Here is a 21,436-nt window from a genome sequence, read left to right on the forward strand (position 1 = left end):
GTTTTTGCGACGCCGATCTGCCGTCGGTTATAGTGTTATTATCCCTAGACTATGGCGTCACCTCCTTTCTCTTGCTAATGACTAGGCGCTGTTTTCCGCTGTCACTTTTTTCCATGCGGTAATGGATACCACTGTTGTTTAAAAAACGTAGTACAGCCCGTAGATTGTCTGTGCGGAAGGCATCACCCATCATACGGTTTTTGGGTTTTTCGGTTTCATAGATGACTTCGAAACCATACCAACGGCCCATTTCCTTCATGATCTGATCAAAAGACTTATTGTCAAAGCTGAATTTTCCGGACTTCCAGGATATTTCGGTATCGACGTCAACATGTTTTCGGATGATTTCCTCATTGTTGAGAACGGCCTGCTGTGATGGCGCCAAAGTTTGCTGTTTGCCCGAGCGATTATTGCTGACCTGCACGCTGCCCTCAACGAGTGTGGTGCGCCAAATTGGCTCATCATCATAAGCAGCGACATTAAATTGGGTGCCGAGGACCTGAATCTCCTGTCTGGAAGAGCGTACTTTGAATGGTTTGTGTGGGTCTTTATGGACCTCGAAATAGGCTTCGCCAGAAAGTTCGACAAGACGCTGGTTCCCTTCAAAATGGTCTGGATAGCGTAGTCTAGAGGAGGCGTTAAGCCATACTTTGGTACCGTCGCTCAGGATAATATGGTAGGTACTCCCGACAGGGGTAGTAAGTGTCATCCAGGTTGATTTGTTTTTGGATTTTTCGACATCCACCAAGGGGCTGCCATCAGCGTAAGCTATCTTACGCTGATCAATAACTATAGCAGACTCTTCCTGATCAAGCAATAGAGTTCTCCCATCTTCTAAGGTGATAGTTGCTTTATTTTGAGCTGGGTAGATGTTGTCTACCTCTGCAAATTTTTCGGCTGCATCACTTGGCTTTTCGGTACTCTTCCAGAGAAATAGGGTGAATGTAAAGAATAGTATGATGGCGGCCGCATAGCGAATCCAGATTCGGCGTGTTGGTAATCGTTGCTCCTGCGTTTCTTCTTGAGCTGCGATTGTCTTAGGAGAAGGAATGATAATTTTGTCGTAATCCCGATATTGTCGTAACAGGTAATCGGGATCTGCTATGGATCTGGCCAGCTGACGGTTTTCTTCGGATTGATTCAACCAGTTGTCTAGAATTTTGCAATCATTATCAGAGAGTGTATTAGACTGTTTGTCTAAAAGCAATCTTGCGATTTCTGAGGCCTTATGATTCATATGTATAATTATTCGCTTTTGTACTTCCTTTATGAAATTTATGAATACGCTGTATTTACTTCGAGATCCCTCAGTTGACCGACCGGTTCGACTTTTAATGGTCGTTAGCTTGTTCTAGTCACCTTTGATGGAGCTGTTCTAGCCGGTTAGTGCAGCGCGTATTCCTTTCTTCTCAGGCTTTATCTGCTTACTATAACACTTGACTTTTTAAAATCTATCCTGGGAAGAGAAAAATAATTTCTTTGGGCTATAGAACCAAAAGGAGCTAAGTGTTAGTCTATGAGATAAAGAGCTTAATAAAAGCCAGATAAAGACGGATGTCTTTGTTTTTTAGTATTGCTCTTAATTTTTCGACAGCACGTTTTTTGTTGTTATATACGGCCTCAGGTGTAATATCCAGTTCTTGGGAAATTTCTTCTGTGGTCTTGTCTTCGAAATAGGTCAGTCGAAACACCGCTTGTTGCTTTTCCGGAAGACGTTGCACTTCTTCGGATACAATAATCATTAATTCGGTCAATACGAGCTTGTCGAAAAAATGGTCTTCCTCTGATTGGTGTTGCAGGGCCTCAGCCATATCGATCCCTTTAGCGGTCTTTAGCTTTTGATGTCTTAAAAGGTTAAGGGCGGCATTGCGGGCTGTGGTAAATAGAAATGACTTGGCTTGTTCCAGTTGATGGAATCCGTGACGCTGTTTGTAATATTTGGCAAAGGTATCGGCTACAAGGTCCTGTGCGTCGAATTCGTCGAGGACTAGTTGTTTGGTAAAGAAAAATACGGGGCGGTAAAAGGTATAGTATATCTCTTCGAAAGGAAGTTCCTTTGAATCGTTTGAGATAGCAGCATCCATCATGCCTTTATTTTTCATTTCAGTATCGTTTGGTCAGCAGTCTAGAAGAAGTAACTGCAAATATATACTTTTATAGGTTTCTACAAGTACGTGTGTTGGATAAAATTAACGTGGGGCCTGCCTGATGTACTGGTTTTTCAATAGCATTACGCTGTTTCGACTTTTGTATTCTGACAAGGTAGTTTAGAGGTTTATGGGGGCAGGAATCGATTACTTTTTATATGGTGCAGGCCTGTTATATTCCAGTTTTTACTATTAGCGATGTTACAAAATGTATACAAAATAAATTGTAATACTATTTCCTGTTTACCGAAAACGTTCTCGGTAGGTGTCGTAAGCTGTATTTTAAGGGACTAAACATTGTTTTATTATTATTTTTAATGTAAAAAGTTTTAAAAACATATTGTATTGTATACATAATATGCATATAATTGTATTCATTATGATGCGTATCAGTGTAGCATTTAGAAAAATATGCTATTTGTTTTGCTGGTTCGTTGGTGAAAGCCAGAATAACTAGAGAATTATAAATCGTTAATTTAAATCATTTTAACCTGAGTATCGATGAAACTAAAGCAGTTTAAAATCAGGGACGTGGTAAATCGGAACTACGCATTGTTGGCGGTTCCCTTTATTACATGGAGTGCATTTGCTGGTCCGAATCCGGCTAGTCATGGTGTGCATGCCCCTTTGTCGTCTGTCCTGAGTCTATCAGGATCCTTAACTAATTTTCAACAACAACTGGTCGGTCAGGTATTGGACGAGAAGGGACAGCCGGTGCGTGGTGTGGAGGTTAAAAATCTCTCTACATCACTGTCGACTGTAACGGATGGCGAAGGGAAGTTTCGACTGAGTGGTTCGGGCAGTGATAAGATCAGGTTTAGTTCGATCGGATTTAAAACCAAAGTAGTGGATGCATCGAATGTTCAGGGGGTGGTATTGGAATCCAGCGAAAGTGAGTTGGAAGAGGTGGTAGTTGTGGGGTATGGTAAGCAGAAGAAGGAGAACCTAACGGGTTCGGTATCTAGTGTGAAATTTGATGAATCTACGGTGAGTCGACCAAATATGAACTTAGCGTCAGCTTTAGTTGGTAAGGCTTCGGGGCTGAATATTGCACAGACATCGGGAACTCCCGGAGCGGAAGGGTTTAATCTGTTGGTTCGAGGTAAAGGAACAATGAACGATGCGTCTCCTTTGGTCGTTATCGATGGGGTACCAGGGGCATTGAACGATGTGAATCCTAATGACGTGGAAAGTATTTCCGTATTAAAGGATGCGTCATCGGCTTCGATTTATGGTTCGAGAGCGGCAAATGGTGTTATTTTAGTAACCACAAAGCGGGGTAAGGGTGAAGATTTTACGGTGACGTATAATGGGTATTTTGGCCAGCAACAGGTTGCTAAAAATATCGATTTTATAACGGATATGGCGACTCATATGGAGTTGGTCAACGAATCCGAAGGTCGCGAGAAGTATAGTGCGACATTGATCGATAATTGGCGGAAGGAGTCTGCGGCTGGTAATCCGCTATATCCAAATACAGATTGGTATAAAGAGATGTTGAATACTTCGCCATTGACCGAACATACTTTGTCTGTTAGGGGTGGTGGAGAAAAGGGCAACTTTGCGATGTCACTGGGTTTCTTGGATAATAAAGGTCTGGTTGATAACTCGGAATATAAGAAGTACGATTTTAGGATTAATGCCGACACCAAGATAAAGAATGTGTTGACATTAGGAGGGAATGTATTTGGTTCGTGGTCAAACCGTGATCCATTGGATGTGGCCAGTTTCTTTAACGCGATCCGTAATACGACACCCGGTGTAGTTCCAGTGTCTGAAGATGGACGTTATGGCGGCGAGATGTTTCCAGGAATGCCTCAGGGGTCTAACCCACGTGCCTATGTCGATAATGTGAGAGGAGACTATGAGCGTCAAAAATTAGGGTTGAAGTTCTTTAGTATTGTGAACTTTATGAAGAACCTAGAGTGGGAGAGTAGTTTTGGTTTTAATTACAACAATAATAGGAATTGGGAGTACGCAAGGCCTTTTGCGCTGTGGAATCTACAGACTGGACTCGAGTATCAAAAGAAACCGAGCGTTAGCAGTTTGTTCAACGGTAGTATACGTAATTATTCTACGGTGTTGAATACCTTATTGCGCTATCGGGAGACTATAGCAGACAAGCACAATATCGGAGTGCTCGTAGGTTTCGACCAACAGTATAATCGGATGGATAAGTTTGATGCGAAAAAGAATGATATACTTGGGGATGATGCAATCTATATCTTGGATGCGGGAGTAAACTTAGAAGCTATAAACGGATCTGGAACTGATGATGCATTGCAGTCGTATTTTGGACGTATAAACTATGATTTTAAAGGGAAGTATTTATTTGAGGCAAATGCCCGCTACGACGGATCATCTCGATTTGCAAAACAAAATAGATGGGGCTTCTTTCCGTCCTTCTCTGCCGGATGGCGAGTGACGGAGGAGTCTTTTGCTGAACCGTTGAAGGCTGTTTTTGATGAAATCAAGATTAGAGGATCGTGGGGACGTCTCGGTAATAATAGAATAGGTGATTATACCTATCAGGTGGTCTACGGATCGTATCTATACCCATTTGGCGGACAGTTGAATCAAGGTGTTGCGCCTAAAGAAATTGCTAATAGCAAGATTAAGTGGGAGACAACGACAATTTCTAATATTGGATTAGATCTGGCCTTATTGAATAATAGATTGACATTCAGTGCGGAGTATTTTGATCGTAATACCTCGGATATCCTGACGAAATTGCCTATTCCGAAAGTCATGGGTAATTTTTTACCTCCTTGGCAGAATGTGGCCGAAATGCGTAATAGGGGAGTTGAATTGCAGGCCGGATATTTCGGTAAGATCGGAAGTGATTGGTCTTACGGGGTAAACGGAAATATTTCATTCTTAAATAATAAGGTGTTGAAGTTTAACGGAGATAAATCTATTAGTGATTATTATATTACTATGGAAGGAAAACCGTTTAATAGCTTCTATATGCTTGAGTTTGATCGCATAATTCAGGACCAAAGTGAAATCGATCAACTGAAGGCTGATGGCTATACATTTGGTACTTATGTCGGTGGTGAACCGAAACCTGGAGATATGTTGTATAAGGATTTGAACGGCGATAAGGTATTCGATGATCAAGATCGCGTCATTAAAGATTTTTCAGGATTGCCAAAAGTTACTTATGGATTGAATGTGAGTGTAGCCTATAAGAGCTTTGATTTTAATGTCGTGGCTCACGGTGTCGGAGGTGTGAAGCAGTACTGGGGTAATGATGGATTCAATACATTTAATATCAACGAAGGATTCTTGCAGAGCAAAGAGGTGTTGAACCGCTGGACACCGGAAAATAAATCTACCGAATATCCACGTTTACGTAATTCGGGAAGTGCGCTGAATACGGTGTATAGTGATTATTGGTTGCATAATACCTCGTTCTTGCGGATTAAGTCTATGCAGCTCGGGTATGCCTTGCCGAAGGAGACTTCTACTAGATTTAAGGTAGAGCGACTTCGTGTGTTTGCTAACCTGGAAAACTACTTCACCTTCACGAAGTTCAAAGGTTATAATCCGGAGAATGCTGGTGTTGCATATCCATTGATGAAGCAATGGGTAGTGGGATTAAATGTGACATTCTAAAACGAAAAGCCATGATTAAGAAATTTAATAAAATAATAGCTGCTTCGCTTGCTTTCGCTCTTTTGAGTTCCTGTAGTAATTTTTTGGATAGAAATTCATTGGAGGGGCTTTCGGAGGATAGTTTTTGGAAATCGGAGCAGGATGCTGTGATGGGCGTAAATACGCTATATCACGCGAATAGGGAGTTTACGAACAGTATTGTTATGTATGGTATGATGGACGATTATACTGACATCTCGTATCAATCGTTTGCAACAGGATTGACAACAGGAGTCTTTCCTGCCAATGCTGCGTTCTATCTGGATTCTTGGGGGATATTTTTTAAAGGTGTGTACCGTGCGAATACCGCATTGAAGAATATTCCTAATATCGCGATGAACGATGCTGTAAAAAAGAGAAGTACTGGGGAGGCAAAATTCTTTAGGGGATATTTTTACTTCAAGTTGTGGGATTATTTTGGAGGAGTACCGTTGTATGATACTCCCATAAATGTTGATGAGTCATTTGCTCTTCGAAATACGGAGAAGGAAGTGTATGAGTTTATCGTGAAAGATATGACGGATGCTTATGGGTTGCTTCCTGATACCTATGATGCCTCAAATAAGGGGCGGGCTACCAAATGGGCAGCTTTGGCTATGCGTGGCAAGGCGCATTTATGGGCTAAGGAGTATGATAAGGCAGCGGCTGATTTTAAAGAGTTGATGGATAAGAGCGATAGGAAATTATACGCAGACTTTCATAACCTATTTAGGGTAGCTGGCAATAATAACAGTGAGGTGATCTTTGACGTGCAGTATATTGCTGAGAAAGGGCATGGTATAGCGACAGACCGTAACTATGGTAATGCCAGAGGAGCCACAACAGGGTCGCAGCGGACAAGACCTACGCCAAAATTGGTGAATGCTTATGAGATGGAGGATGGGACGCCTTTCGATTTTGCAAACTATAAAAACGCAAAAGGAGAAACTTTTAATCCTAATAGTGTGGAGGATTGGAAAGATGAAGCTTCAGTGCGTAAATTGTTTGAGAAACGTGACCCACGTATGCATCAGTCTATTGTCGTGCCATGGTCTACTTTTGTGGGACGTGGTGGTGTAAGTTATCTTTATAAGTTTCCTGTGGCAAGTACAGATCCTAATGCTTATGTCCCGGTATGGACGAATGGTAGTTATGCTTGGCGTAAATTTGTAGAAACAGGTTCTGTATATACGTTGCAAGATAATATGCCTCAGAATTTTCCTTTAGTTCGATTGGCTGATGTGATGCTGATGTATGCCGAAGCTAAGAATGAAGCTTTAGGCGCACCTGATCAGTCTGTTTATGATGCCGTTGATGCTGTTCGCTTAAGGGCAAAGATGCCTAAACTGCCAACGGGTTTGAATCAAGAACAGATGCGTGAACGTATACGTCATGAGCGTATGGTGGAATTGGCAGGAGAGGGACAACGGTATTCTGACATACGAAGATGGAAGATTGCGAAAGCAGTGGTGGATAAGGTGTGGATGACGGACTTTAATGGTACGCAAATAAGGCAGCGTGGGTTTCCAGATCACTACTACCTATGGCCTATTCCTCAGGCAGAAAGGGATGTAAATCCAAAATTGACACAAAATCCAGGATGGGAGTAGTATTACTCCCTCCTTGTTAACGTAATGATTGTATCATATAGATTATAAATAGTTTGATGTTGAAAAGGTGTTTTTTGTCGCTTGCAATTGTATTTCTGATGTCAGTTTCTTATGGACAGCAGGAGGGGGTTTTTGTAGAGCTGAGTCGAGGAAAGGTGAATAAGAAGACAGCAGTATTGGAACGGGTGCCGGGGCATAAGGAGCGAGGAGTGTCGCTGAAAGGGGCTGCTGAAGCAGGGTATCCAAATCGTTTGCATGATGTCGAATTGAGGATTGATGTGCCTGAGACAGGTTGGTATGTTTTGGAGGCGGAGGCCTGGCCTAAGGATGTCGAATTGTTGAAAAGAACGGACAAAAGCGGTATGCTGACGAAGGTGGCTTATTTTCAATTGGGAGAGCAACGTGTCACAAAGCGTATCGTCTATAATAATATGATGGGGGGGAAGCAGGAGCTCGGTAAGTTCGAAATACGAGGTGCGGGTGATAAGTTGAAAATATGGTTGCCGGATAACTTGGTTGTGCAGCGTGTGCTAATCAAGCCTTATGTGGTACCAGTAGCACCAGTCGAGGCAGAAGATTACCGGCCCAAGGTGATTCCGTCGAAACAAAGACCGAGATTGTGGGTGAACAGTGAAAGTCTGCCAGTGGTCAAAGGACGCCTGTTGTCTGAAGAGAATGCGCCTGCCTGGAGTAGGGTAAAGGAAGTGGCTCTGAAACCTTATGCTTTTATAACTGATGATCGTCAGGAAATGTTTTATAATGAAGAATTGGAACAGGTAATTGAGAGGAAGGCATTCTATTATCTAATGACTGGTGATGAAAAAGTGGGAAAAGAGGCAGTAGATTTAGTGTCTAGGTATTTGTCGGTATTGGAGTTCGGTAATGTTACCTACGGCGACATCACGCGGGAGTTGGGGCGAGCTATTTATACAGGAGCGTTAGTTTACGATTGGTGCTATCCGTTGACCAGTGTGGATGTACGAGCAAAGATGCGTAAGGATTTTAAAAGGCTCGTGATGGACATGGAAGTGGGGTGGCCTCCCTTCTATGGTTTGGAGAGTATTATCAATGGGCATGGGAATGAGGCTCAGATCTGTAGAGATATGCTTTCGTGGAGTATAGCGGTGTACGACGAAGATCCGGAGCCTTATAAATATGTATCTTATAGTGTGTTGGAGCAGCTTGTTCCGATGCGTAAATTCGAGTACCAATCGCCTCGGCATAATCAAGGGATCGACTATGGTGGCTACCGCTTTGGTTGGGAAATGCATGGCGCCTGGTTGTTCTATCGGATGTTGGGGTATCCTGTGTTCGATGACAATATCAAAAACATGCCTTACTACTGGCTGTATATGCGTACCCCGGATGGGAAGATGCTGCGTGACGGCGATATGTTCAATGTGAAGTACAATTCCAGCGATGATTTTTACTGGAAAAATCCACAGACTATGTTGCTTTGTTATGCCTACTCTGGAAGTGCGGTAGTAAAGGCTGAATTCTTAAAACAGGGCGGGCTACCGGATAATCCGGTTCTTTTCCTGTTGCTGAATGATCCGAATATTAAACCTGATTTTGACCGGTCGCAACTCCCGTTGACCAAGGATTTTGGACCGATATTGGGCTCGATGGTGGCGCGTACAGGCTGGAGCGAGGAGAAGACGAGCAATGATGTGATTGCCGAGATAAAAGGAGGTGGTTATCATTTTGGAAACCATCAGCATGCAGATGCTGGGGCCTTGCAGATCTATCACCACGGTATGCAGATTGGAGATTTAGGGCTATATCTTTCGTACGGTTCGCCCTATGATTTTAACTTTAATAAACGTTCTGCATCGCACAGTATGCTTTTAGTGCGGGACCCTGATGAGCCGTTACTATTCCGGACAAAGACAAATGATGGTGGTACCCGATTTAGTCAACGTTTTCCAAAGACAAAAGAAGAGGTTCTTAGCGATTCTTGGTACCATACGGGGGAGATTCGTGCCTCAGCAACAGGTAGAGATGCTATCAAACCGAGTTATAGCTATTTTAATGTGGACCTGACAGCAGCATATACTGCGAAGGTGAAGTCTTATGCGCGTAGTTTCTTGTTCTTGAATATGGAACGGACAGACGTACCGGCTGTAATTGTTCTGTTGGACGAACTGGAAACAAATAATGCTGATTTTGAACCTTATTGGCAGATTAATACGTTGAATAAGCCTATTGTCAATGAGGATGGTTTTGTTTTGAATAGTCAGTTCAAAGGTAAGAAAGGTGTTGCCTTTGTTGATATGATTAAGCCAAAAGCAACTGAAAGGGAGGTGGTTTTGCATTCGGGCGATTCTTCTGCTTTCGTATTTGGAGATCTATATCAGGTAAAGTCACCTTGGCCGGAAGCTAGAGGAACACGGGTCTTGGTTAAGCCGAAGGAAAAGGCGGTTCATACAAGTTATGCTACAGTCTTTCAGATGACAGAGGATGGCGCTCAAAAATTGCCGGTACAATATAAAGAGTACGCTAATTATTATGCGATACAATTGGCTGATCGTATTCTAATTGTTGCTAAATCAGATCGTTTTCTAGAGGAAGAGGTTGAAATCAATGTGCCAGGGGACAAAGAATATGAGGTCATTGTCACAGGAATAAAAGATGGATTCTGGAATATAAATAATACAGCAAAAAGTAGTAGATTTAATGTTAATATCCTAAAAGGGAATCATACGACCAGTTGGAAAGCTAAAGGAGAAGTATTTGTATTGAAACCTTACCGGGGTTATGGTGATTCTGAAGGTCGGTTTTAAATAATGATTTTGTATTCCTAAATTTGGGGTAAATTGTATACAATATGAAATAGCTGCACGATCGTATTATTTAACTACGAAAGCAAAAAAGTTGGATATTCCAACCCGATAAACCGATGCAAGGAGCTTGTCGGAGACAGTCGGAACAAGATAATGATAGTTAAAAGGAAAACCGATCCGCGAGCTGGCGGATCATGAAATATTTATTACATATGAAATATCCATGTAGCAGCAACTGCACAAACACGAATGAATATAGTTTGGATATTCCATATGACAGATAAAAGACAAATTATATACATATGAAAGAAGATTCGCTGGCGAATAAAGTTTATATCGAGGTTCGTAAGAAAATCTTGTCAAGCCAATTGGTGGGTGGCGCACGTTTGGTTGAAAGTGCGTGGGCCGAAAAACTGGCGGTGAGCAGAGTGGCGGTGCGCGAAGCTTTTATGCGACTCGCAGGTGAGAGCCTCGTCGAGTTTGGTGAGAAGGGCGGTTGTTTCGTAAAGAAAATGACAGTAGAAGATGTGAAAGACATTCGCGAGCTTAGAGAATTGCTGGAAATCGGAGCGCTTAAGATTTTGTTTGCTAAGAGAGATGATGAGGTTATCCGGGATTTAGAGCTTATTTGTAATGATTTCTCGGAAATGGTAAGTAAAGGCTATTACGGTGGAGCTTGTGAGGCTGATGTTCGTTTTCATGAACGTCTTGTCGAAGGAAGTTGTAACTCAAGGTTGATTTCGATTTATAAAAACAGTAATATTCCGTTATTTCATATGAAGTTGGGGGCTATTTTAGGACAGATGGAAGATTATGTGGATACCGAAAAGGAACATCGTGCTATTGTTGAGGCGTTGAAGACAGGAGATTGGGAGCGGGCACATTCTACGTTGTTGAGTCATCTTGATCGAGGTGAACAAGAGGCATTGGAGCTTGTTTAGATTTGTTTCCGTATAAAGGAAAAGGCTTATTGTAATTACAATAAGCCTTTTTTATTGGTTTTGAATTGAAGTAGTTGTCCTTTGTCAGCTTCTGTAATTGTTAATCCTTGTATTCCAGAAGGGTCTAGTGCACAGTTGGTCGGATTGGGATGGTTGAGTGGTATCTCGTCGATTGCCAGCCCTTCTATATTGAGAACTGTTATTTTGCGACCGCCATATAGTGCTATATAGAGATTGTTCTCTGTATCAATAGCCATTCCGTCCGGACCTACGTCACCTCCTACATAGGCGAATTTTTTAACCTCTTCCAGTTTTTTATCTCGGACATTCCATTGAGAGCTCCATATCCATTTACTACCCGTTTCGGCAATATACAAGGTGCGTTGGTCTGACGAAAAGGCTAGCCCATTCGGATAGTACATACCGCTGTGGATGATATATAGCTTTCTATCTGTGGATAAACAACAGAGGTAGCCGGTACCATCGTCAAGACGGTCTCCAGGGCAGGTGAAAAGAAGGTTTCCGTGTTCGTCAAAGCAGAGGTCGTTGGGCATTTTTAAAGGCTCTCCGTCGATTGAATCTACGATGGTACAGTGTTCCCGCTGTATAGGTGCGTATTGACGAATAGCATTTTGTTGGGAATCACAGAACCAGATGATGCCATCCTGGTCTATTGCTATTCCGTTGGGGTGCCCGCCGACGTGAATGCGCTGGTATTGACCGTTCCTGTAATAGATGAGATTTCCAGCTTCTTTTTCTACTAGCCAGATACCTCCATCTTTGTCAAAAGCAGGGCCTTCCGGGAAGTTTAGTCCGTTGATTAGTTCTGTTGTCATGTTTTGTAAATATACTTTTTCTTCCTGTGAACCGTGTATTCTTATTCTCTTTTGTTTTTTAGAATATTTTTTAAAAAACATTTTAAATGTATACATTATTATTGTATTTTAGTATACATTAAATAACTAGTTATAGATGCGTTTCTCTGTTGAGTAGAGGCGTCCAATTATAAAATAACAGCAAAATTATATTAAGGCATGCAAGGAAATGAAAGATCTGCCGCTATCCTGCGGGAGAATGCAAAATGGATACCTGGAGGAGTGGTATCATTGAATCGGAAGTCAGATCCAAATATCTGTTTCGTTAAAGGGAATGGTAGCAAGGTGGAGGATGCTGATGGCAATCGGTATATCGATTACCAGGCTGGCTTCGCAGCTTCCTTTTTAGGTCACAATGATCCGGATGTGAATGCGGCAGTATTAAGGACTATTGAGGAACAGCAGGTTTTGATGGGAGCAGGGCCTACCTTGCTGGAGGGGGAATTTGCACAGTTGTTTTGTGCGTCGGTTCCGAATGCGGAAAGTATACAAGTGACTACAACAGGTTCGGAGGCCACTTATCATGCTTTGCGTATTGCGCGTGCAGTGACAGGAAGGGATCATATCATTGTTATGCAAGGGGGGTACAATGGTTGGCATAATGATGTAGCCTGTAATGTAATCAGTCAAAAGGCAGATGTAGGGCCATTTAGTAGTCCGGGAGAGTATTCTTTTGATGGTTTAAGTGCCGGAGTTCCCAAAAGCCATAGTGATCTTGTTCATGTGGTTAACTATAATGATCTGGAGAGCGTGCGCTATGTGGTTGAGAAGTACGATGTGGCTTGTATTTTATTGGAGCCTATATTACAGAATGTCGGGATTGTGAAACCACAGGCGGGGTATCTAGAAGGACTTCGAGAGTTAGCTGACGAGAAAGGCTTCTTGCTGATATTTGATGAGGTGAAAACAGGCTTTAGACATGCGTTAGGTGGTTATCAATCTATCTGCGGAGTGGTTCCTGATCTCTCTACCTTTGGTAAGGCTGTAGCTAATGGGTATCCGCTGGGTGTTATAGCAGGTAAAAAGAAGTATATGGATTACTTTGTAGATCCTGATAAATCTAAGCGTGTGATGATAGCTGGTACATTCAATGCCTTTCCTTTGACCACAGCAGCGGCGATCGCAACTTTGAAGAAACTTTCAAGTGCAGAATATCAGGTATATACGCATGTAGAGCGCCTAGGGGCACTTTTGGAGCAAGGGTATAATGAAATATTTCCTAAATTAGGAGTGCCGTTTTATGTTGCGCGTCAGGGGTCAGCATTCTGTACATACTTTATGGACCATGCACCTGTTCATTATCACGATATTTTAGATAACCATGATTTTGATCTGGATATAAAGTATCGTAAGAATTTAATCAATGAAGGGATTTTTAATTTCCCTGCGGCAATAAAACAGGGAAGTATCTCTTTTGCCCACAGTGAGGATGATATTGTGAAAACGTTGGAAGCAACAGAACGGGTAATCAAGAGTTTGTAAGCCTGATAGAATTACTTAGGGATGTGGCATTGAGCATTGCAATAGCAGATAGCTTCGGTGCTACATTCTATATATAAGGTATTAAAGCCTTAATAAAATATATCAATCTGCATTTGGCGGGGCGATGCCAAAATAAACCGAGTGTATTGTGCTAACGGATATACGTTAAGCTGATATGCTTTTGATGATTTTTTGCCCTTTAAAATATTGTGCTCTGCTGAAACATCTGTTTTAAGGAGAATAGATGTAGATCAGGTATGCTGTCCTGCTGTATAGGCTTTTAAGAAGTTTGTTGTGGAGGACTGGGCAAGTTAATGATAGTTAGAAAATAAGTAAACCGTATATGAAAATAACCGCTATTGAAACCTATGTGTGCCATGCGCGCATGAGGAATTGGATCTTTGTCAAAGTTGTTACGGACCAACCAGGACTGTGGGGGTGGGGTGAAGCTACGTTAGAGTGGCATACGCAGAGTGTGGTAGGCGCGATTAAGGATATATCGCAACTGTTGGTAGGTGAAGATCCCCGTCGTATCGAACACCTATGGCAGATGATGTATAGACAGCACTTCTGGCATGGCAATGGAATTGTTAGAGGAACGGCAATCAGCGGTATAGATATCGCGCTTTGGGATATCTTAGGAAAGATACATAATGTGCCTTGTCATGAGCTTTGGGGAGGGCGCGTGCGGGACTACATACGTCTTTATTGCCATTTGGGCGGTGGGCGTATGGAAGATTTTTATGAGACTGCTCCAGATGATGCAAAACGATTTGGAGATCTTGCCTTGAAAGCTGTAGACGAGGGATTTACTGCGTTTAAATCTATGGCAGTTCCGGAGACTATGTCTTTGGAAGGACTGCGTCCGGTGAAGTATGCAGAAGCTTGCGTGCGTGCTATGCGTGATGCTGTGGGGGATGATATTGATATTATGGTCGACTGCCATGCACGTCCTAGCCCGCGTATGGGGATGCTGTTTGCTAAAGCTTTAGAACCTTATGGCTTGTATTTTTTCGAGGAACCTTGTTGGCCTGAGAGCATGGAAGATATCGCGCTGATACAACGTGCTGTACAGACGCCTATCGCCTCGGGCGAACGCTTGGTCGGTTTGCATGCTTTCCGTGATATGTTGGAGAAAAGGGCCGTGAGCGTAATCCAGCCTGATATTACCCATTGTGGTGGCCTGTCGGAAGCCCGCAAGATAGCCGCTTTGGCGGACGCATACCGTGTGTCGATGGCACCGCATAATCCACAGGGACCTGTAAGTACAGCTGCTTCTATAGAGCTGGGTTTTGCTACACCTTCCTATATAATCTGTGAGAGTGTTCATAAGGATGTCGAATGGAGACAGGATGTGGTATCGGAAGGATTTACGGTGCAGGAGAAAGGAAGGATTGTTTTACCGAACAATCGTCCAGGATTAGGCATTGAAATCAATGAAGAAGAGGTTAAAAAACATCCTTTTCAGCAGGAAATATTGCAACGTACATTCTATAAAGATGGTAGTATAGGGGACTGGTAAACAAAAAAACGATGGGTGAATTTGATAAGAAAGTGGTATTAATCAGTGGAGGTCTAGGGGATATTGGTAAAGCAATAGCCCAGGCTTTCCTGGATAAAGGAGCAATCGTAGCGATATCAGATCGTTTTTCTCCAGAGGTAGCCGCGGAAAGACAACCCCTGTTGAATGACGAGTCTGTGGGGCTGTATTACGCACAGGTAGATGTTTCTCAAGGGGAGCAGGTCGCAAACTGGATAGCTGCTGTAAGGGAGCAGTTTGGCGCTATTAGCATTGGAATCGCTAATGCAGCAAATGTAACCTTAAAGAATTATAAGGAGCTCTCAGATTCGGAATGGCGAAGCGAAATGAATGTGAATCTAGATGGAGCTTTCTATATGGCCAATGGCTGTGCTAAGCATTTTATTGAAGACGCTGTTGCCGGAAATATTATCTTTTTGGGAAGTTGGGCCGGGCACGCTGTGCATGCTAACTTACCCGCATATAGTGTTTCAAAGGCAGCTGTCCGTATGTTGTGCCAAAGTATGGCTTTGGAATATGCGGCGCATGGTATCCGTGTCAATGAGATAGCACCGGGGTATGTGAATGCGGGCCTGAGTAAGGTGGTTTGGGCTAAAAATCCGGATCTGCAAGAGGAGGCCGCTTCGGTGGTTCCACTTGGCAAAATTCTGGAAGCAGATGAAATCGCTCAGCAGGTGTTATGGATGTGTGCAGAACAATCTAAGCACTTGACTGGAGCTTCTATAATATTGGATGGGGGACTTTCCCTAGTAAGACCGTAACGTATGGAATCTAAGAACGCATTACAGGATGTGAACAGTAATTTTGGAGCCCAGTTTGGCTTAGCAATACGGGATATAACACCTCCTATTGGTATTTATTCGCGTAATTGGGGCGCTTCTTCCTTCGATCAGGCTGTAGCGGTTCATCAACCTCTATTAATGCATTGTTTGTGTACCGTGAGTAGTGATAACCGTACTGTTCTGCTGACAGCTGATCTTGGGTGGTGGAAAAATGCCGATGACGAACGCAGGATCAGGCTCGCATTATTAGCGCATTTTCAATTGGAAGAAAGCCAATTGATATTTGCGCTATCACATACGCATGCGGGGCCGAGTATCTGCTCGACCGATGTGAACCTGCCTGGCGGTGAGTTGATTCCGGGATATCTTGAATTTATACAGAATAAAGCAATTGAATGTATCGAAGAGGGGTTCAACAAGCTTTTTGAGGGGAATTTGAACTGGAGTTATGGGGTTTGTGATTTAGCCTGCAATCGAGATTTATCAGTAGATGGTGATTATTTAATCGGCTTTAATCCACTTGGAACGCCTGATAATACGTTATTGGTAGGGCAGGTTAAGGATAATAAGGGAGAATTGAAGGCGGTTGTCTGTAATTACGCTTGCCATCCTACCAGTTTTGCCCACGAAAATGATCTTATTTCTCCGGATTATGTTGGAGAGATGCGTCATACTGTGGAGCGGGAAATTGGAGTTCCCTGTCTGTTTATACAGGGGGCATCCGGAGATTTGGCTCCCAAAAGACAATATGTAAAGGAACCTGCTTCTGTAGAAGCAAACGGCAGGCAACTAGGCTATGCGGTGCTATCAACCCTGGCACAGATTGGTCCTGCAGATCAGAATTGGGAGTTTGGCAGATCGTTGATTTCGGGTGCGCCTTTGGCCTGCTGGGAAGAAAAAGAGGTCCCTTTGAATGGTGATTTGAAAGCAAAGGTGATTAATGTCGAAGTGCCCTACAAAAAGCTACCTAGTTTAGAATCTATATTTGAGGAATATGAAGCCTGTACAGATCGGGTATTGAAAGACCGTCTGTGGCGAAAATATAATACCCGTAAGTCCATTGGAGATAAACAGGAGGCCTCGATACCGCTGTGGTTGTGGAAATGGGGCAATGCTATTATCGTGGCACAGGCGAATGAAGCGTATTCTCTGTTTCAGAAGGCCGTTCGTGCGGCGTTCCCGAACCATTGCGTTGCGTTTGTCAATATTGCAAATGGTTATGTTGGATATCTTGCACCAGAGGATTTGTATGATAAGGATATCTATGCGGTGTGGCAAAGTCCCTATGCCAAAGGAAGCTTGGAAATACTAATTGAAGAAACGAAGATTGGAATTACAAAACTTTTGAAAGATGAAGCTTGATTGGATTGATATTGTCATTTTCGCAGTATATATTATCGGTATTGTAGCCTTGGGACTTTATGCCTCAAGGAAAGGCTCCACTTCTAAAAGGGATTATTTCCTTGCTGGTGATAAATTGCCTTGGTGGATGATAGGCGGAAGTATTATTGCCGCCAATATCAGTAGTCATCACTTGGTGGGGGCGATGGGAGCGGCCTATGACCGCGGCTTTGTCGCGATTACCTTAGAATGGGGCGCAATCCTGATTGGTTTTAATGCGCTACTTTGGATATTTTTACCGTTTTATATCCGCAATGGTTTCTATACAGTGCCCGAATACCTAGAAAAGCGGTATGGGGGTGCTACGAGGGTTTTGTATGCGATATTAATATTGTTTACCTATGTATTTGTGGAGATAGGAGCGGTACTCTATCTTGGAGGCCTCTCGCTTCATGCCTTATTCGGTATACCTATATTGTATAGTATTTTTGGAATGGCAATATTGACCGGGGTATATACGGTACTGGGCGGGTTGAAAGCGGTGATCTGGACGGAGATGGTGCAGCTGGTTATTCTCGTGTTGGGCGGAGTGATATTGACTTTCGCAACGATCAATGCGGCTGGTGGATTTGAAGCTGTTACGGAGTCTACTAAGGACTGGAAAATGTTTTACCCTGCGACTGACCCCGATTTTCCCTGGACAATGTATTTGGGCGGTTTGCTTTGTATATCGGTGTTTTATTGTGCCACGAATCAGTTTATTGTACAGCGTGTATTGGCCGCTAAAAATGAATGGCACGGGAAGATGGGCGTTATTTTTGGTGATTATCTAAAGTTTTTGGTGCCGTTGATTATAACGATACCCGCGCTTGTAGCACCGAAGTTCTTGCCAAAATTGGATCAGCCCGATTTGATTTTTGCTACTTTGGTGGAAACACTGTTGCCTAAGGGATTAATAGGTCTGGTGATGGCTGGACTGATATCGGCGATCATGTCGCATATCTCTGGCGCTATCAATTCTTGTACAACCATATTGACTGTGGATGTATACGGTCAGTATATCAATAAAAATGCAACAGACGAACAGGCTGTGCGGTTTGGCAAACGCTCTGGGGTTGCCATCATTGTATTGGGAATTTTGAGTGCCGTGACATTAATCAGTTATTCGGACAAACCTGTTTTTCTATATCTGATGAATCTATATGGCTTATTTACACCGGGGATAGCTACCATGTTCTTAATGGGCGTGTTCTGGAAACGGACTACTTCAAAGGGTGCCCTGGCCGCAGGTTTACTGACTATACCGCTGTCATTGGCTCTCGAATATGCACTGCCGGATATGCCTTTCTTTAACAGAACAGGTATTGTATTCTGGAGCTGTATGGTCGTATGTGCTGTCGTGAGTTTGGCGACTCCGGCTGTGAGTGCAGACCGATTACAGAATCTGGTATTGACAAAAGATATGTATAAGATACCAAGCGAAGAAAGAAGACTGTACCGAGGTATGCGTAACCCTACGATCTGGTGGTTACTGATTACGGTAATGGTACTGTATTTTTACGTACGCTTTTTCTAAGATTTCATTTTATGGGGGGCGATCTCTGATTCCTGACGAACCTTATCAATAAGGTTAAAATGTGTAAGTGGTGTTAAAGAGGTTCCGATATTTCGGAGCCTTTTTTATGTTTCGGATTGTAAAAGAGACGAGAAGTAACAGTGTGTTTTTACGATTTTGACTGCTATTAGAGCGGAATTGTTGTTTTCAATTGATTTAGAAAAATAAGACTTCGTTATGAGGGAAGTTTTGCTAAATTTGGCAGAAATCGGTTATTAATGCTTAAAGTAAAACCAAAACAGCGATATTCTTGTATGGGAAACTCCAAATGGAGTGGCTTTTATGGTATTGGAGGTAGTTTTCCTTAGCATTTTTAATATAGGAGCTTTTTAGAAGGAAAAATAAGAACAGTGCCAGAGGGTTTAAGGTATTAATGGATTGAAAGGATCAACTTATACAAAAATAAAGAAATGACGACTTTTAGAATCGAACACGATTTCTTGGGTGAAAAAGAAATCAGTAACGACTGCTATTATGGCGTGCAGACTATGCGTGCCAAAGAGAATTTTGATATTACTGGAATACCTATTGGTAGTGAACCTTTATTTATTAAAGCGTTTGGTCATGTAAAAAAAGCAGCTGCCTTGGCTAATAGGGATTTAGGAGTGTTGGATGTAAAGAAGGCAGAAGCTATCGCTTATGCCTGTGATCGCTTGATTGCAGGTGAATTTGCAGATCAATTCGTGAGTGATCTTATTCAGGGTGGAGCAGGAACGTCTACCAATATGAATGCCAATGAGGTCATTGCCAATCTGGGCTTAGAATATTTAGGACATGCGAAAGGTGAATATAAGTACCTGCATCCTAACAATGATGTTAATCTGTCGCAAAGTACCAATGATGCCTATCCATCGGCTTTCCGGATTGCACTTTATCTTAAAGTGGCTTCTTTTTTAGATGCTTTGGAGGAGCTACAGGTTGCGTTTTATAATAAAGGCAAAGAGTTTGATGGAGTTCTGAAAATGGGACGCACGCAATTGCAGGATGCTGTACCGATGACACTGGGGCAAGAATTCAATGCATTTGCGACAGCTTTGGCCAAGGATGTAGCAAATATCAAACTTGCTGCTCAATCCCTCACTGAAGTGAATATGGGAGCTACTGCTATTGGTACTGGGGTGAATGCGCCGGAGGGCTATGCGGAGCTATGTGTCAACTATCTAGCGGATATCAGTCAGGTGCCTGTAACACTTGCCGCAGATCTAATCGAAGCAACTTATGATACCAGTGCATTGGTACAGATGAGCGGAGTACTGAAGCAGAATGCTCTAAAGTTGAGTAAAATATGTAATGACTTGCGCTTGTTGAGCAGTGGCCCGAGATGTGGTATCAGTGAGATTAATCTGCCAGCAATGCAACCTGGGTCGTCTATTATGCCCGGAAAGGTAAATCCGGTTATTCCGGAATTAATGAACCAGACTTGCTTCTATGTTATAGGGGCTGATGTAACGGTAACCATGGCAGCAGAGGCTGGACAGTTGCAACTTAATGTAATGGAGCCGGTAATGGGTATGGCATTATTTACTTCGTTACAATATTTGACCAAAGCCTGCAATGCGCTCAAAGAGAAGTGTGTGGTAGGAATTACGGCTAATGCTGAGCATAGTAAAAATATGGTTATGCAGAGTATAGGAATAGTTACCCAATTGAATCCTATCTTGGGCTACGAAGAATGTTCTTCAATAGCTAAAGAGGCTCTTGCAACAGGCAAATCCATTTATGAGATCGTGGTAGTAGAACGGCAATTGATAACTCAGATGAAGTGGGATGAGGTTTATTCCATCGACAATTTAATTCATCCAAAGTTTATCGCCCAATAAGAGAATAGAATATAAAAGCCTGCACTGTATGTTCTGTGCAGGCTTTTATCCCAAGTAGTTACTATCAAATGTATCCTGTTTACTGGATTCCTCGCATCTGATCTATTTTTTGAGCTAGGTAAGCGTTGTAGTGTGCAAACTCTGCATACTTGTCCGTTTTGCTTAGTTGGGGTATGATATCTGCAAGTTGGTCCATTTGTTCGAAGTACTCGGCTTCTAATGCTTTAAATGTAGCGTCGTTTTTCTGGTCTTTAGCTTTTGTCATTTTGTCCACAAGAATTTCAAGCTGATCCAAATAGGCATTTGCTTTTTCGTGATCTAGCGTAGGGCGGGCTACCTCTTTGTTTTTGATATCCTTGTCAATGCTGACTTGTTGTTTGTCCTTATCGCCATTTTCTGTCACCTTGATAATGATGAAAGAGAATACAAGAAACAATGGTAGAACGATGAACATGACGGTAGGGCGTCCGGCATTATTTTTAAATTTGGCGTATGCCGCATAAAGAAGTGCAGCCCCTAGAATAAGTAATCCTACCGCTAAGCCTATATTTCCTAAAAACTCGTAAACCGGAAGTAATATCCTAGGGATACGGTAAGAGGCTTGTTCGCTGAAATAGGAGAACCCGAGGGCCATGAACATGGATCCAATGAAACCCATGGCAAAGGATTTAACTTTTTCAGCGGTGGTTTTTACATTGCTTTCTGTAGTCATTTTTTGTGTTTACTTTTTAGTGGATAATATCAATAGAACAATCCAAAAGTAGGTATAGTATAATAATGATTGTGTAAATGTTTACAAATCGCTGTGCCCTATTTATGATTCGCGTAGAAGGAATAATTAAATGTGATAGCATATAAGGTTTT

At 42.5% G+C, this 21,436-nt stretch carries 14 protein-coding genes; 10 read left to right on the forward strand and 4 right to left on the reverse strand.

Going from position 1 to position 21,436, the window contains the following annotated elements:
* Positions 1–49: 49 nt before the first annotated feature.
* Together JKG64_RS02035 and JKG64_RS02040 are read right to left on the reverse strand one after the other, a co-directional pair.
* Positions 50–1,237 (reverse strand): FecR family protein, encoded by a 1,188-nt coding sequence (locus tag JKG64_RS02035; protein WP_210352676.1) that lies wholly within the window; start codon positions 1,235–1,237, stop codon positions 50–52.
* A 277-nt stretch (positions 1,238–1,514) separates the two neighbouring features.
* Positions 1,515–2,102, reverse strand: coding sequence for a sigma-70 family RNA polymerase sigma factor (locus tag JKG64_RS02040; RefSeq protein ID WP_210352677.1), 588 nt, complete (start codon positions 2,100–2,102; stop codon positions 1,515–1,517).
* Between the two features lie 546 nt (positions 2,103–2,648).
* Here JKG64_RS02040 and JKG64_RS02045 point away from each other — a divergent pair.
* The 4 genes from JKG64_RS02045 to JKG64_RS02060 all read left to right on the forward strand — a co-directional run bounded on the left by JKG64_RS02045 (position 2,649) and on the right by JKG64_RS02060 (position 11,117).
* Complete coding sequence (locus JKG64_RS02045) at positions 2,649–5,765, forward strand: SusC/RagA family TonB-linked outer membrane protein (protein WP_210352678.1); 3,117 nt, start codon at positions 2,649–2,651, stop codon at positions 5,763–5,765.
* Between the two features lie 11 nt (positions 5,766–5,776).
* Complete coding sequence (locus JKG64_RS02050; RefSeq protein ID WP_210352679.1) at positions 5,777–7,393, forward strand: RagB/SusD family nutrient uptake outer membrane protein; 1,617 nt, start codon at positions 5,777–5,779, stop codon at positions 7,391–7,393.
* A 98-nt stretch (positions 7,394–7,491) separates the two neighbouring features.
* Positions 7,492–10,176, forward strand: coding sequence for a hypothetical protein (locus JKG64_RS02055; protein WP_210352680.1), 2,685 nt, complete (start codon positions 7,492–7,494; stop codon positions 10,174–10,176).
* A gap of 302 nt (positions 10,177–10,478) precedes the next feature.
* Positions 10,479–11,117, forward strand: a complete 639-nt coding sequence (locus JKG64_RS02060) for a GntR family transcriptional regulator (protein ID WP_210352681.1) — start codon at positions 10,479–10,481, stop codon at positions 11,115–11,117.
* 35 nt (positions 11,118–11,152) lie between these two features.
* Here the strand turns inward: JKG64_RS02060 and JKG64_RS02065 are convergent, their stop codons facing one another.
* Complete coding sequence (locus JKG64_RS02065) at positions 11,153–11,953, reverse strand: SMP-30/gluconolactonase/LRE family protein (RefSeq protein WP_210352682.1); 801 nt, start codon at positions 11,951–11,953, stop codon at positions 11,153–11,155.
* Between the two features lie 198 nt (positions 11,954–12,151).
* Between JKG64_RS02065 and JKG64_RS02070 the strand changes: the two genes are divergently transcribed.
* From JKG64_RS02070 to aspA, 6 genes are all read left to right on the forward strand, one after another.
* Positions 12,152–13,474 carry an aspartate aminotransferase family protein gene (locus JKG64_RS02070; RefSeq protein WP_210352683.1) on the forward strand — a complete coding sequence of 441 codons (1,323 nt, stop codon included), beginning with the start codon at positions 12,152–12,154 and terminating at the stop codon, positions 13,472–13,474.
* Between the two features lie 343 nt (positions 13,475–13,817).
* Positions 13,818–14,996 carry a galactonate dehydratase gene (dgoD, locus tag JKG64_RS02075; protein ID WP_210352684.1) on the forward strand — a complete coding sequence of 393 codons (1,179 nt, stop codon included), beginning with the start codon at positions 13,818–13,820 and terminating at the stop codon, positions 14,994–14,996.
* Positions 14,997–15,007: 11 nt separating this feature from the next.
* Positions 15,008–15,775, forward strand: coding sequence for an SDR family NAD(P)-dependent oxidoreductase (locus JKG64_RS02080; protein WP_210352685.1), 768 nt, complete (start codon positions 15,008–15,010; stop codon positions 15,773–15,775).
* A 3-nt stretch (positions 15,776–15,778) separates the two neighbouring features.
* Positions 15,779–17,158, forward strand: coding sequence for a hypothetical protein (locus tag JKG64_RS02085; protein ID WP_210352686.1), 1,380 nt, complete (start codon positions 15,779–15,781; stop codon positions 17,156–17,158).
* Positions 17,148–18,713: an SLC5 family protein gene (locus JKG64_RS02090; RefSeq protein ID WP_210352687.1), complete on the forward strand. Its 1,566-nt coding sequence runs from the start codon at positions 17,148–17,150 to the stop codon at positions 18,711–18,713. Before JKG64_RS02085 ends, JKG64_RS02090 begins: the two co-directional genes overlap by 11 nt.
* Positions 18,714–19,162: 449 nt before the next feature.
* On the forward strand, positions 19,163–20,572 hold the full coding sequence (aspA, locus tag JKG64_RS02095; protein WP_210352688.1) for an aspartate ammonia-lyase: 1,410 nt from the start codon (positions 19,163–19,165) through the stop codon (positions 20,570–20,572).
* A gap of 79 nt (positions 20,573–20,651) precedes the next feature.
* Here aspA and JKG64_RS02100 read toward each other — a convergent pair whose 3' ends face one another.
* Entirely contained in the window at positions 20,652–21,284 is a 633-nt protein-coding gene (locus tag JKG64_RS02100) for a hypothetical protein (RefSeq protein WP_210352689.1), read from the reverse strand.
* Between the last annotated feature and the right edge of the window lie 152 nt (positions 21,285–21,436).

Origin of the sequence: Sphingobacterium tabacisoli, assembly GCF_017908035.1 — a bacterium.
Taxonomy (GTDB): Bacteria; Bacteroidota; Bacteroidia; order Sphingobacteriales; family Sphingobacteriaceae; genus Sphingobacterium; species Sphingobacterium tabacisoli.